The organism is Streptomyces sp. NPDC017202 (genome assembly GCF_044331705.1).
GTDB lineage: Bacteria > Actinomycetota > Actinomycetes > Streptomycetales > Streptomycetaceae > Streptomyces.
Genome location: NZ_JBIRNP010000006.1, coordinates 64897 through 77911 on the forward strand (window position 1 = coordinate 64897; position 13015 = coordinate 77911).

The 13015-nt window shown below is 74.4% G+C and carries 13 protein-coding genes and 2 pseudogenes; 3 read left to right on the forward strand and 12 right to left on the reverse strand.

Going from position 1 to position 13015, the window contains the following annotated elements; all coding sequences use genetic code 11:
* Positions 1–306: 306 nt before the first annotated feature.
* Together ACH4N1_RS14395 and ACH4N1_RS14400 are read right to left on the reverse strand one after the other, a co-directional pair.
* Positions 307–1239: a polysaccharide deacetylase family protein gene (locus ACH4N1_RS14395; RefSeq protein ID WP_398097203.1), complete on the reverse strand. Its 933-nt coding sequence runs from the start codon at positions 1237–1239 to the stop codon at positions 307–309.
* Positions 1236–2132 carry a polysaccharide deacetylase family protein gene (locus ACH4N1_RS14400; RefSeq protein ID WP_398097204.1) on the reverse strand — a complete coding sequence of 299 codons (897 nt, stop codon included), beginning with the start codon at positions 2130–2132 and terminating at the stop codon, positions 1236–1238. Before ACH4N1_RS14400 ends, ACH4N1_RS14395 begins: the two co-directional genes overlap by 4 nt.
* A 138-nt stretch (positions 2133–2270) precedes the next feature.
* Here ACH4N1_RS14400 and ACH4N1_RS14405 point away from each other — a divergent pair, with 138 nt between their 5' ends.
* Positions 2271–3449: a methyltransferase domain-containing protein gene (locus ACH4N1_RS14405; RefSeq protein ID WP_398097205.1), complete on the forward strand. Its 1179-nt coding sequence runs from the start codon at positions 2271–2273 to the stop codon at positions 3447–3449.
* Here ACH4N1_RS14405 and ACH4N1_RS14410 read toward each other — a convergent pair.
* From ACH4N1_RS14410 to ACH4N1_RS14430, 5 genes and pseudogenes are all read right to left on the reverse strand, one after another.
* Positions 3437–4705: an RNA polymerase sigma factor gene (locus ACH4N1_RS14410; RefSeq protein ID WP_398097207.1), complete on the reverse strand. Its 1269-nt coding sequence runs from the start codon at positions 4703–4705 to the stop codon at positions 3437–3439. The genes ACH4N1_RS14405 and ACH4N1_RS14410 overlap by 13 nt on opposite strands.
* Positions 4706–4747: 42 nt before the next feature.
* Positions 4748–5104, reverse strand: a complete 357-nt coding sequence (locus ACH4N1_RS14415; RefSeq protein WP_398097208.1) for a YciI family protein — start codon at positions 5102–5104, stop codon at positions 4748–4750.
* A gap of 156 nt (positions 5105–5260) precedes the next feature.
* Positions 5261–5698 (reverse strand): annotated as a pseudogene (locus tag ACH4N1_RS14420) (LCP family protein); the annotation flags it as partial.
* Between the two features lie 123 nt (positions 5699–5821).
* A pseudogene (locus tag ACH4N1_RS14425) lies at positions 5822–5932 on the reverse strand (cellulose binding domain-containing protein); the annotation flags it as partial.
* A 74-nt stretch (positions 5933–6006) separates the two neighbouring features.
* Positions 6007–7080: a LacI family DNA-binding transcriptional regulator gene (locus ACH4N1_RS14430; protein WP_398097210.1), complete on the reverse strand. Its 1074-nt coding sequence runs from the start codon at positions 7078–7080 to the stop codon at positions 6007–6009.
* Between the two features lie 140 nt (positions 7081–7220).
* On the opposite strand from ACH4N1_RS14430, the gene ACH4N1_RS14435 reads away from it, so the two are divergent.
* Positions 7221–9533, forward strand: coding sequence for a glycoside hydrolase family 3 N-terminal domain-containing protein (locus ACH4N1_RS14435; RefSeq protein ID WP_398097211.1), 2313 nt, complete (start codon positions 7221–7223; stop codon positions 9531–9533).
* Between the two features lie 22 nt (positions 9534–9555).
* Here the strand turns inward: ACH4N1_RS14435 and ACH4N1_RS14440 are convergent, their stop codons facing one another.
* Genes ACH4N1_RS14440 through tsaB form a run of 4 tightly spaced genes read right to left on the reverse strand, consistent with a single transcriptional unit; the run spans position 9556 to position 12080 of the window.
* Entirely contained in the window at positions 9556–9813 is a 258-nt protein-coding gene (locus ACH4N1_RS14440) for a hypothetical protein (protein ID WP_382786754.1), read from the reverse strand.
* Positions 9810–10907, reverse strand: a complete 1098-nt coding sequence (tsaD, locus tag ACH4N1_RS14445; RefSeq protein WP_398097212.1) for a tRNA (adenosine(37)-N6)-threonylcarbamoyltransferase complex transferase subunit TsaD — start codon at positions 10905–10907, stop codon at positions 9810–9812. The genes ACH4N1_RS14440 and tsaD overlap by 4 nt, the downstream gene beginning before the upstream one ends.
* Positions 10900–11430 carry a ribosomal protein S18-alanine N-acetyltransferase gene (rimI, locus tag ACH4N1_RS14450; RefSeq protein WP_398097213.1) on the reverse strand — a complete coding sequence of 177 codons (531 nt, stop codon included), beginning with the start codon at positions 11428–11430 and terminating at the stop codon, positions 10900–10902. The genes tsaD and rimI overlap by 8 nt, the downstream gene beginning before the upstream one ends.
* Positions 11427–12080 carry a tRNA (adenosine(37)-N6)-threonylcarbamoyltransferase complex dimerization subunit type 1 TsaB gene (gene tsaB / locus ACH4N1_RS14455; RefSeq protein WP_398097215.1) on the reverse strand — a complete coding sequence of 218 codons (654 nt, stop codon included), beginning with the start codon at positions 12078–12080 and terminating at the stop codon, positions 11427–11429. Before tsaB ends, rimI begins: the two co-directional genes overlap by 4 nt.
* Positions 12081–12188: 108 nt before the next feature.
* Between tsaB and ACH4N1_RS14460 the strand changes: the two genes are divergently transcribed.
* Positions 12189–12737 (forward strand): hypothetical protein, encoded by a 549-nt coding sequence (locus ACH4N1_RS14460; RefSeq protein WP_398097216.1) that lies wholly within the window; start codon positions 12189–12191, stop codon positions 12735–12737.
* 53 nt (positions 12738–12790) lie between these two features.
* On the opposite strand, the gene ACH4N1_RS14465 is transcribed toward ACH4N1_RS14460, so the two are convergent.
* Positions 12791–12973 (reverse strand): hypothetical protein, encoded by a 183-nt coding sequence (locus ACH4N1_RS14465; protein ID WP_398097217.1) that lies wholly within the window; start codon positions 12971–12973, stop codon positions 12791–12793.
* Positions 12974–13015: the final 42 nt, after the last annotated feature.

Genomic DNA, 13015 nt, shown 5'->3' on the forward strand with positions numbered 1-13015 from the left:
ACCTCCCCCTTCGGAGATCTCACGGGGTTAACTGTCTGAGGTGGCGACCAGGTGGATCCGTCGTCGCGGGTGCCGGACCTGCCCGTCGCTATTGGCACTCTCCAGTGGGGAGTGCCAGAGCTGAGACTATGACCGCGATTAGCACTCGGTCAAGCGGAGTGCCAACACCGTGCGTCGCGCCTGCCGGAATCCGGGTCGGGATCCGGGTCGGGATCCGGGTCGGGATCCGGGTCGGGCGGGGGCCGGCGTCCGGGTCCGGGAGGGGCCGGCTTCCGGCTTCCGGTGCGGGCGTGACGGGGAAAGCCCTCAGAGGTAGTCCTCCAGGCGGCCCACCGTCAGGCCCTGTTCCTGGATCCGCCGCAGCAGCCTCGTCGTGCGTTCCCGCAGACTCGGTCCCCCGGTCTCGTCGGGGTCGACGGCGACGACGTCCCCGGGACGCAGGCGGTGGGAGCCGTGGGTGTAGGTGAGGTCGGTGGGACCCATGGCGGCCCGCCACAGGACGAGGGCCGTGATCCCGCAGTCGGCGGCCGCGCGCAGGGTCACCGTGTCGTACGCGCCGTAGGGCGGGCGGAACAGGCGGGGGCGCAGGCCGAAGCGGGCCTTGAGCTTGTCCTGCTGGCCGCAGATCTCGGCGCGCTGGCCCGCGTAGGGCAGGCCGCGCAGGGCGGCGTGGTCGAGGGTGTGGTTCTGGAGGCCGGCGCCGACCGACCGCAGCCGGGCGAAGTGCGCGTAGCCCGGGCCCACCACGCTGTCGGTGAGGAACATGCTGACGGGGAGGCGCAGTTCGCGGACCATGGTGACGAAGCGGGGGTCGCGTTCGGCGCCGTCGTCGTAGGTGAGGAAGACGACCTTGTCGCGGGTCGGGATCCGGTCGACAACCGGCGGGAGCGCGGGGCGGGACGGGCCGCCCGCGAGGGGGCCGGCCGCCGCTGTGCGGGCGGGGGCGGGGGCGAGCGGGGCGGCCAGACCCCAGCGGCGGTACGGCTGCTCCGCGGCCGGCGTGTGCGGACGCTCGGCCCGCTCGGCCGCCGGGGCCTGTGGCCGCGTGCCCTGCCCGGCCCCCTGCCCGACGGCCGGCGCGCGCGGGCGTGCGCCCCGTTCGGCGCCCGGCCCCGCGGACCGCGCCCGCTCCGTCGCCGTGCGGCCCGGGTGTTCGGCCGGGTCGGCCGACCGGGCGCAGCCGGTCAGCGTCACCGTGAGGGCCGTGACGGACGCGAGCAGCGCGGTCCGCCTTCTCACAGGTAGTCCTCCAGCCGGGCCACCGCGTAGCCCTTCTCGGTGACCAGGTCCAGGAAGCGGCGGATCATGTCGGGCATGGTGCCCTTCCAGTCGGCGCGGCCGCGGAAGTGGGTGAGGACGATGTCGCCGGGGTGGAGGTCGCGGTCCCACTCGCGGTAGTCCCAGTGGTCGGCGAAGACCTCCTCGCTCCACAGCGGCGCGTACTTCACGCCGCAGGCCTTCGCGGCGCGCAGGGTGTCGCGGTTGTAGTTGCCGAAGGGCGGGCGGAAGAGCGCGGGGCGTCTGCCGTAGTGCTCCTCGATGACGTCCTGCATGCCGCAGATCTCGTCTTTCTGGCTGCTGTAGGAGAGGGCGGGCAGGTAGGGGTGGTGGAGGGTGTGGTTGTTCAGGGTCACCCCCGCGTCCTGCATCTTCTTGAAGTAGCCGTAGTCCTCCTTGACGAGGTAGTCGCTGAGGAAGGCCGTGTAGGGGATCTTCAGGTCGCTCATCATGCGCAGGAACGCCGGGTCCTTCTCGGCGCCGTCGTCGATGGTGAGGAAGACGACCTTGTCCTTGGTGGGGACGGTGGTGAAGACCGGCGGGAGGCCGAGTTCCTCGTGGTCGTCGACCTCGAAGCCCTGGCGGGTGGTGATCTCCGGTTTCGTCGCGGGCGGGGCGGGGGGTGTCAGCGGGACCTTCCCGAGCCGCCAGCGTGCGGCGGCCGCGGCCCGGGCGGCGTACTCGGCGCGCAGCTTGGCCGCGTAGGCGTGCAGGGCGCGGGCGGGCCGGCCCTGGAAGGGCTGCTGGCCGGGGGCGGGGCGGCTCCCGGTGCCGTCGGCGCCCGTGCCGCCGGGGGCGCAGCCGGAGGCGAGGGCGGCCAGGGCGAGGACCGTGATGCCGGCCCTGGCTCCCATCCGCCGCACCCCCTTTTTGTCATTTTGTACGACTGATCCTGATCCCATGGCGCCGGATCCTCGCAGTCACGTCCACGCGATCCCGCCCGACACCGCCGCCGGAGGCGCACCATCCACCGACTGGCCCACAATGACCCGGTGAACGACCTCGCCCCGCTCCTCACCCCCGAGGGCCGCGCCCTCCTCGACGCCGTGCGCGGCACCGCCCCGGCCGACGAACTGGCCGTCGCCACCAGGCTGCGCCGCGAACACCCCGCCGAGCTGGTCTCGGCGGCGCTCGGACAGGCCCGGCTGCGGCAGCGGGCGGCGGCGAAGTTCGGGGCCGAGGACGCGGAGCGGATGTTCTTCACCCCGAACGGGGTCGAGCAGTCGACGCGCGCGAGTGTCGCCGCCCACCGCGCCGAGCGGATGAAGGCGCTCGGCGTGGCCTCGGTCGCCGACCTGTGCTGCGGGATCGGCGGCGACGCGATCGCGCTCGCCCGCGCGGGGATCAGGGTGCTCGCCGTGGACCACGACCCGCTGACGGCGGCGGTGGCCCGCGCCAACGCCGAGGCGCTCGGGCTCGCCGGTCTGATCGAGGTGCGCGAGGCGGACGTCACGGAGGTCGGCACGGACGGGTACGACGCCGTGTTCGTCGACCCGGCGCGACGGGGCGGCCGGGGACGGATCTTCGACCCGGAGGCCTACTCGCCGCCGCTGTCCTGGGCGGTCGGGGCGGCCCTGAAGGCCCCGCACGGCGCGCTGAAGGTCGCTCCCGGCATCCCGCACGAGGTCGTGCCCGCCGCGGCCGAGGCCGAGTGGATCTCCGACGGCGGGGACGTGAAGGAGGCCGTGCTGTGGTTCGGGACCGAGCCGGGCGCGGTGCGCGCCACCCTCCTCCCCGGCCCGCGCACCCTGCTCGGCACCGGTCTACCCGACCCGGAGGTGCGGCCGGTGGGGCGCTTCCTGTACGAGCCGGACGGCGCCGTCATCCGGGCCCACCTGGTGGCCGAGGTGGCCCGGGACCTGGACGGCGGCCTGGTCGACGAGACCATCGCCTACGTCACCGCGGACACGCTCCGGCCGACGCCGTACGCCACCGCCTACGAGATCACCGACCGGCTGCCCTTCAACGTCAAGAAGCTGAAGGCGCTGCTGCGGGAGCGCGGGGTGGGGATCCTCACCGTGAAGAAGCGCGGCTCGGCGGTGGAGCCGGAGGAGCTGCGCAGGAAGGTCAAGCCGCAGGGGCCGAACTCGGCGACCGTGTTCCTGACCCGGGTCGCGGGGGCGCCGACGATGCTCGTCGGCCACCCGGCGCCCGTCGGTCACCCGGCCTGAGCGGCCCGGCGCAGCAGCAGCTCCCGTTCCCGTTCGTTGCCGGTCAGCCGCGCGGCCCGCTCGAACTCCGCGCCCGCCTCGGCGGTGCGGCCCAGGCGCCGGAGCAGGTCGCCGCGGACGTTGGGGAGCAGGTGGTAGTCGCGCAGGGCCGGTTCGGCGGCGAGGGCGTCGACGATCCGCAGGGCCGGCTCCGGGCCCTCGGCCATCGACACGGCGACCGCGCGGTTGAGTTCGACCACCGGGGACGGGGCGCGGGCCGCGAGGAGGCCGTAGAGGGCGGCGATGGCACGCCAGTCGGTCTCCTCGTAGGAGGACGCGTGCGCGTGGCAGGCGGCGATCGCGGCCTGGAGGACGTACGGGCCGGGCACGCCGGCGGCCTCGGCCTCGGCGCGGCCCAGGGCGGTGATGCCGCGGGCGATGAGCATGCGGTTCCAGCGGCGGCGGTTCTGGTCCGCCAGCAGCACCGGTGTGCCGTCGGCGGTGGTGCGGGCGGCCGTCCGCGAGGACTGGAACTCCAGCAGCGCGGCCAGACCGTGCGCCTCGGGCTCCTTCGGCATCAGGGCGGCCAGCAGGCGGGCCAGCCGCAGGGCGTCCTCGCACAGGCCCGGACGCAGCCGGTCGTCGCCCGCCGTGGCCGCGTACCCCTCGTTGAAGATCAGGTAGACGACGTCGAGGACGGAGCCGAGCCGGGCCTCGCGGTCGGGCCCGTACGGCACCTCGAAGACGACGTTCCTGCGGGCCAGGGTGCGCTTGGCGCGGACGATCCGCTGGGCGACCGTCGGCTCGGGCGCGAGGAAGGCACGCGCGATCTCGGCCGTGGTGAGTCCGCCGAGCAGCCGCAGGGTGAGCGCGGTGCGGGCCTCGGCGGACAGCACGGGGTGACAGGTGGTGAAGATCAGGCGGAGGAGGTCGTCGTCGATGTCCTCGGGGTCGGCGGGCTCGGGCGCGGGTGCCGTCGTCTCCAGGTCCCGGCCGATCTCCGCGAGCTTGCGGGCGTACGTCTCCCGGCGGCGGACCAGGTCGACGGCGCGGTGCCTGGCGGTGGCGGTGAGCCAGGCGCCGGGGTTGTCGGGGACGCCCTCGCGGGGCCAGCGTTCCAGCGCGGCCAGCAGGGCGTCCTGCGTGAGTTCCTCGGCGATGCCGACGTCCCGGACGATACGCGCGACGGCGGCGACGACGCGGGGCGACTCCAGGCGGAAGACGGTCTCGATGGCGGCCGTGGCACTGCGGGGGCCGACGGCGGGCTGTTGATCCACAACCCGCCATCGAACACCTTCCGGCGGCCGCGGGGAAGCGGGTCAGCCCTCCTGGATCTCCCGGACCTCCAGGGTCATGGTCCAGTCGTCGCCGTGGGCCTTCAGGAAGCGCTTGGACCACTCCAGCGCCTCGGCCATGTCCTTGCACTGCAAGATCGCGTAGCCGCCGACGACCTCCTTGGTCTCGGTGAAGGGGCCGTCGGTGACGGAGATCCCGCCGCCGTTCAGATGGACGCGGGTCCCCTGCTCGGCGGGCATCAAGCCGGCCGTGTCGAGCATGACGCCGGCCTTGGTGATCTCCTCGATCAGCTCGCCCATGCGCTGCATCATCTCGGGGCTCGGGCCCTCGGCCGGCACGGTCGACTCGTCCATCTTCACCAGGGACATGAAGCGGGGCATGGTGGCTCCTCGGGTGGTGCGCGACCGGGCTCCTCCCGGCCTCTCACCTGCACGTCGAACGGGAGACGGTCGGATCGACACCTCCGGCGGAGAACTTCGACATTCTTTTCGGGGCGGGCCGGATCAGCTCAGAGGGCAGAAAGCAGGGCTCAGGGCTCAGGCCCGTCCGAGCGACTCCCACAGGTCGCCCGCCTCGGGCTCGTCGGGGACGACCCGGTTAGGGTCCGAGGAGGCCGACAGCACCGGCATGGTCACGGTGGTGACGTTCGCGGCGGACAGGCCCTTCAGGCTCCGGCCGAGTTCCGTCAGCTCGGTGAGGGAGTCGAGGCCGGTGTCGGTGGTGAGGCCGGCGGTGGCCGCGTCGGCGACCCGGTAGAGCCGGGCGGGGTCGGTCGCCAGGTCCGTCGTGGACATCTGCTCCAGCAGGGCCTTCACCAGGGTCTGCTGGAGGCCGATGCGGCCCAGGTCGCTGCCGTCGCCGATGCCGTGCCGGGTGCGGGCGAGGGCCCGGGTGCCGTCGAGGTGGTGGGTGCCGGCCGCGAGGCTGAGGTGGCTGTCCTCGTCCCCGGCCTCGCGCGTGCCGCCGCGCGCGTCCCCGTGCCCGTTCGCGTCGTTTCCCGTCACGCGGGGAACGTAGGTCCGAATGATGAGCGGACTGTGAGGAAAGGCACCCCGGGCAGGATTTCTTCGGAAAATCTTACGGTCGGCGCGTCACCTTCACCCCGGGGTCACCGTGGGCACCGGATCGCTCCCGCTCCACGATCCGTTGAACCCGAAGGTCACCGAACCGCCGTCGGGAACCGTTCCGTTGTACGGGGCGTTGGAACAGTCCGAAAGTTTCGGCTGTGCAACCGATTGGCTTCGGAGGAGTATAGGAGGCGTCGTCGCCACCCGTCGACACGTCACCTTCCGGCCAACGGCGGTGCTCCCGTGCTCGCCCGCACCACCAGGCTGGTCGCCAGTTCCACCCGGGTCGCCGCGGGCGCGTCCCCGGAGCGCCCCAGCTCCAGCACCAGCCGGGCGGCCGCCTCGGCCATCTCCGTCAGCGGCTGCCGTACGGTCGTCAGCGGCGGGCCGACCCAGCGGGCCACCGGCAGGTCGTCGAAGCCGACCACGCTGACGTCCTCGGGGATGCGCAGCCCGAGTTCGCGGGCGGCCTCGTAGAGACCGAGCGCCTGCAGGTCGTTGCCCGCGAACACGGCGGTGGGCCGGTCGGGGCGGGCGAGCAGCTCGCGGCCGAGCCGGTAGCCGGTCTCGTGGTGGAAGTCACCGGTCTTGACCATCCCCGGGTCGACCGGCAGCCCGGCCGTCTCCAGGGCCGCGCGGTAACCGTCGAGCCGGGCCCGGCTGCACATCATCTGCGGGGGTCCGCTGATCGCCCCGATCCGCCGGTGGCCCAGTTCGACCAGGTGCCGGGTGGCGGCGAGGCCGCCCTGCCAGTTGGTGGCGCCGATGGACGGCACGTCGGCGCCGGGGTCGCCCGCCGGGTCCATCACCACGAACGGGATGGACCGGCTGGTGAGCAGCGCCCGCTGGGACACGTCGAGCCCGGACAGCACGAGCACCACGCCGTGCGGGCGGCGCGCGGCCACCTGGTCGGCCCAGCTCCGTCCGGGGGTGAGCCGCCCGGCGCTCTCGCTGAGGACCACGCTCAGCCCGGCGTCCCGGGCCACGTTCTCCACGCCCCGGATGACCTCCATCGCCCAGGCGCTCTCCAGCTCGTGGAAGACCAGGTCGATCAGGGGCGAGCGGGTCGCCTCGGCCCGGCGCCGCCGGTAGCCGTGGGCGCGCAGCAGCTCCTCGACGCGGGTCCGGGTGGCGGGGGCCACGTCGGCACGGCCGTTGAGGACCTTCGAAACAGTCGGCGCCGAGACGCCGGCCTCGCGCGCGATCTCCGCGAGGGTGGCGGTCCGCGCCGCGGGACGCCGTGTGGGCCGGTCTTCCGTCCGCGTCTCAGTGGGCTCCGAGGGTGTCATGGCGGCGATCGTATCCCCGCGCTCCCTCTTGACGAACCCATGGGGACGCCATAGGTTCCCGGAACATTCGAAGTAAAGCTCGAAACATTCGCACCGTTGATTCCCGCTCTGGTGGCTCACCGACCTCTGACAGGAGCTTCATGACCACCGCCCCCTGGCGTGACCCCGCCCTGCCCGCGGCCGCCCGCGTCGACGACCTCCTCTCCCGGATGACCCTCAAGGAGAAGACCGCCCAGCTGTACGGCGTGTGGGTCGGCGCCGCGACGGACGGTGACGGAGTCGCCCCGCACCAGCACGACATGACCGCGGACTCCGCCGTCGACTGGGACGAGCTGATCACCGGGGGCCTCGGCCAGCTGACCCGCCCCTTCGGCACGGCCCCCGTGGACCCGGCGCTCGGCGCCCGCGCACTGGCCGGTGCCCAGCGCCGGATCGCCGCCGCCGGCCGCTTCGGCATCCCCGCGGTGGCGCACGAGGAGTGCCTGGCGGGCTTCACCGCCTGGCGCGCCACCGCCTACCCGGTCCCGCTCGCCTGGGGCGCCGCCTTCGACCCGCCGCTGGTCGAGGAGATGGCCCGGCACATCGGCCGCGACCTGCGCGCGGTCGGCGTCCACCAGGGCCTCGCCCCGGTCCTGGACGTCGTACGCGATCCGCGCTGGGGCCGGGTCGAGGAGACCATCGGCGAGGACCCGTACCTGGTCGGCACGGTCGGCGCGGCCTATGTGCGCGGCCTGGAGTCGGCGGGGATCGTCGCCACGCTCAAGCACTTCGCCGGGTACGCCTCCTCCGCCGGCGCCCGCAACCTGGCCCCGGTGCGGGCGGGCACCCGCGAGTTCGCGGACGTCACCCTGCCGCCGTTCGAGATGGCGCTGCGCGAGGGCGGCGCCCGCTCCGTCATGGCGGCCTACACCGAACGCGACGGCGTGCCGGCCTCCGCCGACCCGGAGCTGCTCACCCGGCTCCTGCGGGAGGAATGGGGCTTCACGGGCACCGTGGTCGCCGACTACTTCGGCATCGGCTTCCTCCAGACCCTGCACCGGGTGGCGGGCACGCCCGTGCAGGCCGCCCGGCTGGCGCTGGAGGCCGGCATCGACGTCGAGCTGCCGACGGTGAAGTACTACGGCGACGCGCTGGTCGCGGCCGTCCGCGCGGGCGAGGTCCCCGAGGAGCTGATCGACCGGTCCGCACGCCGGGTCCTGCTCCAGAAGTGCGAACTGGGCCTCCTGGACGAGGACTGGCAGCCCGAGGTTCCGGAGCGGGTCGACCTCGACCCGCCGGCCAACCGCGCGGTGGCCCGCCGGCTGGCCGAGGAGTCCGTGGTCCTGCTGGACAACCCGGACGGTCTGCTCCCCCTCTCCCCCGACACCCGGATCGCGGTCGTCGGCCCGCGGGCGGCGGACGCCCTGGCGATGCTCGGCTGCTACTCCTTCCCCTCCCACGTCCTGACCCACCACCCCGGGACCGAGCTCGGCATCGAGATCCCCACGGTGCTGGAGTCGCTGCGCGCCGAACTCCCCGACGCCAAGGTGACGTTCGCCGAGGGCTGCCCGGTCTCCGACCCGGACGTCACGGGCATCGAGGAGGCCGTGGCCAGGGCCGCGGAGGCGGACGTGTGCGTGGCGGTCCTGGGCGACCGGGCGGGCCTGTTCGGCCGGGGCACCTCGGGCGAGGGCTGCGACGTGGCGGACCTGCGCCTGCCCGGCGTGCAGGGCGCGTTGCTGGACGCGCTGGTCGCCACCGGCGTGCCGGTGGTGCTGGTCCTGCTCACCGGCCGCCCCTACGCACTCGGCCGCTGGCACGGCCGCCTGGGCGCCGTCGTGCAGGCCTTCTTCCCCGGCGAGGAGGGCGGCCCGGCGGTGGCGGGGGTGCTGTCGGGCCGCGTCAACCCCTCGGGCCGGCTGCCCGTGAGCGTGCCCCGGGTGACGGGCGGTCAGCCGTGGACCTACCTCCAGCCGCCCCTGGGCCTGGCCGGGGAGGTCAGCAACCTGGACCCGACCCCGCTGTACCCCTTCGGGCACGGCCGCTCGTACACCACGTTCGCCTGGGAGGACGTCGACGCGCCGGAGACCTCCCTCGGCACGGACGGCTCGTACGACCTGTCGCTGACCGTCCGCAACACCGGCGACCGCGCGGGCGCCGACGTCGTGCAGCTCTACCTGCACGACCCGGTGGCCGGCGTGACCCGGCCCGACGTACGGCTGATCGGCTACCAGCGGCTGGAACTGCCCGCGGGCGGGTCGGCGCGCGTCACCTTCCGCTTCCACACCGACCTGTCGGCCTTCACCGACCGCGCCGGGCGGCGCGTGGTGGAGCCGGGCGACCTGGAGCTGCGGCTGGGGGCGTCCAGCGCGGACGCGCGGCACACGGTGCGGCTCAGCCTCACGGGGCCGGTGCGGGAAACGGGGCCGGACCGGCAACTGCGCTGCGAGACGCGGGTGTCGGAGCGGGGGTAGGGACCCGGGCGGGGGGCCCGGCTCAGTCCGGGTCCACCGCCTCGAACCGCCACCGGTGCACGGCCCGTGTGACCAAACCCCCGTCGGGATCCGGGAGTTCCGGGAGGTCCGCGTCGAACTCCGCGTCCCACCAGGTGATGACGAGGACCCGGTCCTGCGGGGCACGGAAGGTCTCACGGCGCACGGGAGGGCGCGGGAGCCGCTGCTCCCGCGCCCACGCCAGCAGTTCCGCGCCCCGGCCGTCCGCGGCCCTGGCCTCCCACATCAGCGCGACGGTCATGAGTACAGGTTGTCCTCACCGACCGCGTGCACGTGGTCGTGGTCGTGGGCCCGGCCCGGCACGTGCGGGTCGGTCACCGGCAGGGACGAGTCCGCCGACAGGTCCCAGTCGGAGGCGGACCGGCCCCGGGCCACCATCTCCGCGCCGAGCGCCGCGACCATCGCGCCGTTGTCCGTGCACAGCTTGGGCCGGGGCACCCGCAGCCGGATGCCGGCCGCCTCGCAGCGCTCCTGGGCCAGCACGCGCAGCCGGGAGTTGGCCGCGACGCCGCCGCCGATCATCAGGTGGTCGACGCCCTCGTCGCGGCAGGCGCGGACGGCCTTGCGGGTCAGCACGTCCACCACCGCCTCCTGGAAGGAGGCCGCCACGTCCCGCACCGGCACCTCCTCGCCGGCGGCCCGCTTCGCCTCGATCCAGCGGGCGACCGCCGTCTTGAGACCGGAGAAGGAGAAGTCGTACGCCGGGTCGCGCGGCCCGGTCAGGCCGCGCGGGAAGGCGATCGCGGACGGGTCGCCCTCGCGCGCGTACCGGTCGATGACCGGGCCGCCGGGGAAGCCCAGGTTCAGCACGCGGGCGATCTTGTCGAAGGCCTCGCCCGCCGCGTCGTCGATCGTCGCGCCCATCGGGCGGACGTCGGAGGTGATGTCCGAGGAGAGCAGCAGGGAGGAGTGGCCGCCGCTCACCAGCAGGGCCATCGTCGGCTCCGGCAGCGGGCCGTGCTCCAGCTGGTCCACGCAGATGTGCGAGGCGAGGTGGTTCACGCCGTACAGCGGTTTGCCGAGGGCGTACGCGTACGCCTTCGCCGCCGACACGCCGACCAGCAGCGCGCCCGCCAGGCCGGGACCCGCCGTCACGGCGATGCCGTCGAGGTCCCTCGCGGACACGCCGGCCTCCTTCAGCGCCCGGTCGATGGTCGGGACCATCGCCTCCAGGTGCGCCCGGCTCGCCACCTCCGGCACCACCCCGCCGAAGCGGGCGTGCTCGTCGACGCTGGAGGCGACGGCGTCCGCCAGCAGGGTGGTGCCGCGGACGATGCCGACGCCGGTCTCGTCACAGGAGGTCTCGATGCCGAGGACGAGCGGTTCGTCAGTCATTGATCTCGGTTCCTTGTACTGATGTCGGTTCCGTGGCGGAGCCGCTGTCGGATGCCGTGGTCAGGCGCATGACCAGGGCGTCCACGTTCCCCGGCTGGTAGTAGCCGCGCCGGAAGCCGATGGGCTGGAAGCCGAAGCGCTGGTACAGCTTCTGCGCGCGGACGTTGTCGACGCGGCACTCCAGCATGACCTCGGCGCACTCGAAGGCGGTCGCGGCCCGCAGCAGCTCGGCCAGCAGCCGGCCGCCCAGTCCGGTGCCCCAGTGGTCCTGGGCGACGGCGATGGTCTGGACGTCGGCCAGGTCTCCGGAGGAGGCCAGGCCCGCGTAGCCGACGATGCGGTCACCGTCCTCGGCCACCACGTACCGGCGGGTCGCCTCGGGGCCGCGGGAGTGCGCCAGCTCGGACCAGAACATGCCGCGCGACCAGGCGTCCTCGGGAAAGAGGGCCTTCTCGAGTTCCAGGACGGGATCGATGTCCCACCAGCGCATCTCGCGCAGCGCGGGGGTTGCGGGTTCGGTCACTTGGGGGTGACCACCTTGTAGTTCTTGGGGACCTGGGCGTCGGGCCGGCGCAGGTAGAGCGGCCGGGGCGCCGGGAGCTCCTCGCCGGCGGCCAGCTTCTCGGCGGCCAGGGAGGCGAGCGCGGCGGCGGACACGTGCTCCGGCTCGTGCGCCGCGGGGAAGGTGTCCGGGTAGAGCAGCGCGCCCGCGCCGACCGCGGGCAGCCCCGCCACCTGCTCGGCGATGTCGGCCGGCCGGTCGACGGCGGGCCCGGTGAGGCGGGTGCGGGAGTCGGCGTAGCGCGCCCAGTAGACCTCCTTGCGGCGGGCGTCGGTCGCCACGACGAAGGGGCCTTCGAGGTCGGCGGCGTACGCGAGGCCGTCGAGGGTGCACAGGCCGTACACGGGCACGCCGAGCGCGAGCCCGAAGGTGTCGGCGGTCATCAGGCCGACGCGCAGCCCGGTGTACGGGCCGGGGCCGGTGCCGACGACGATCCCGGTGACGGCGTCGAGCCGGCGCCCCGTGGCGGCGAGGAGACGGTCGACGGCCGGCAGCAGCAGCTCACCGTGCCGGCGCGCGTCCACCTGGCCGGCGGAGGCGAGGACGTCCGTTCCGTCGTGCAGGGCGACGGTGACGGCGGGGGTGGCGGTATCCAGAGCGAGCAAGAGCACGCCAACAGCGTACGGCTCGCGGGGCCCGGGCACGGCCGCCCGGGCACGGAGGTCACCGGCTGCTAACGTCGCGGCCAGGCACGGACGTACGACGAAGAGGTGGTCGCGGTGGCAGGCAGCAGCTCGACTTTCGTGGCCGTGCTCACCGCGGCGGCCGTCGCGACCGTCGGGTTCCTCGCCTACCAGGCCTCGGCGAGCGTGCCGGCCGGCCTCGCCGCGCCGCGGGCGAACGCCTCCGCCGCGACGACGAAGGCGCCGCGCGACACCAGGAACCCCACCGCGCTGCCGGCCGGCTCGGGCACGGGCGCGCGGGTGGTGTACTCGGTGGCCGACGACCGGGTGTGGCTGGTGGCCGCGGACGGCAGGGCCGAGCGCACCTTCCAGGTCACCCCCGGCAGCGTCGACCCGCTCCCCGGCACCTACGCCGTCACCTCCCGCTCGCGCGCCGTCACCGGCACCGACGGCACCCCCATCGAGCACGTGGTGCGCTTCACCGGCGTCAAGGGTGTGTCGATCGGCTTCAGCGCGGCGGTCGACGGCTCGACACCGGCCCCCGACCCGACCGCGAAGACGGGTGGCATCCGTGCCTCACGGGCGGACGGGAACGCCGTCTGGAAGTTCGCGACGATCGGGCAGCGGGTCGTCGTGATCCCGTAGAGGCCGTGGTGGCCCCGGGGACGGACCGGCGACGACGGACGGGGAACGGGCGGTCAGGCGGCTTCGCGGTGCCGCTTCCCGTCGTGGGCGGGCCGCTTCCCGGGGTGCGCGGGCTCGGGCCCGCGCGGCGGCCGGGACACGGCCTCCGCGGCGGCGCAGGACGCCAGCAGGTCGCGCATGGACACCCCGGCGAGGGCGGACGGCCGCCGCGGGGCCTGGGGCTCGGTGGCCGGCATGGACGCCTCCTGGGGGCCGGGCGGACCTAGTTAGGTAGACCT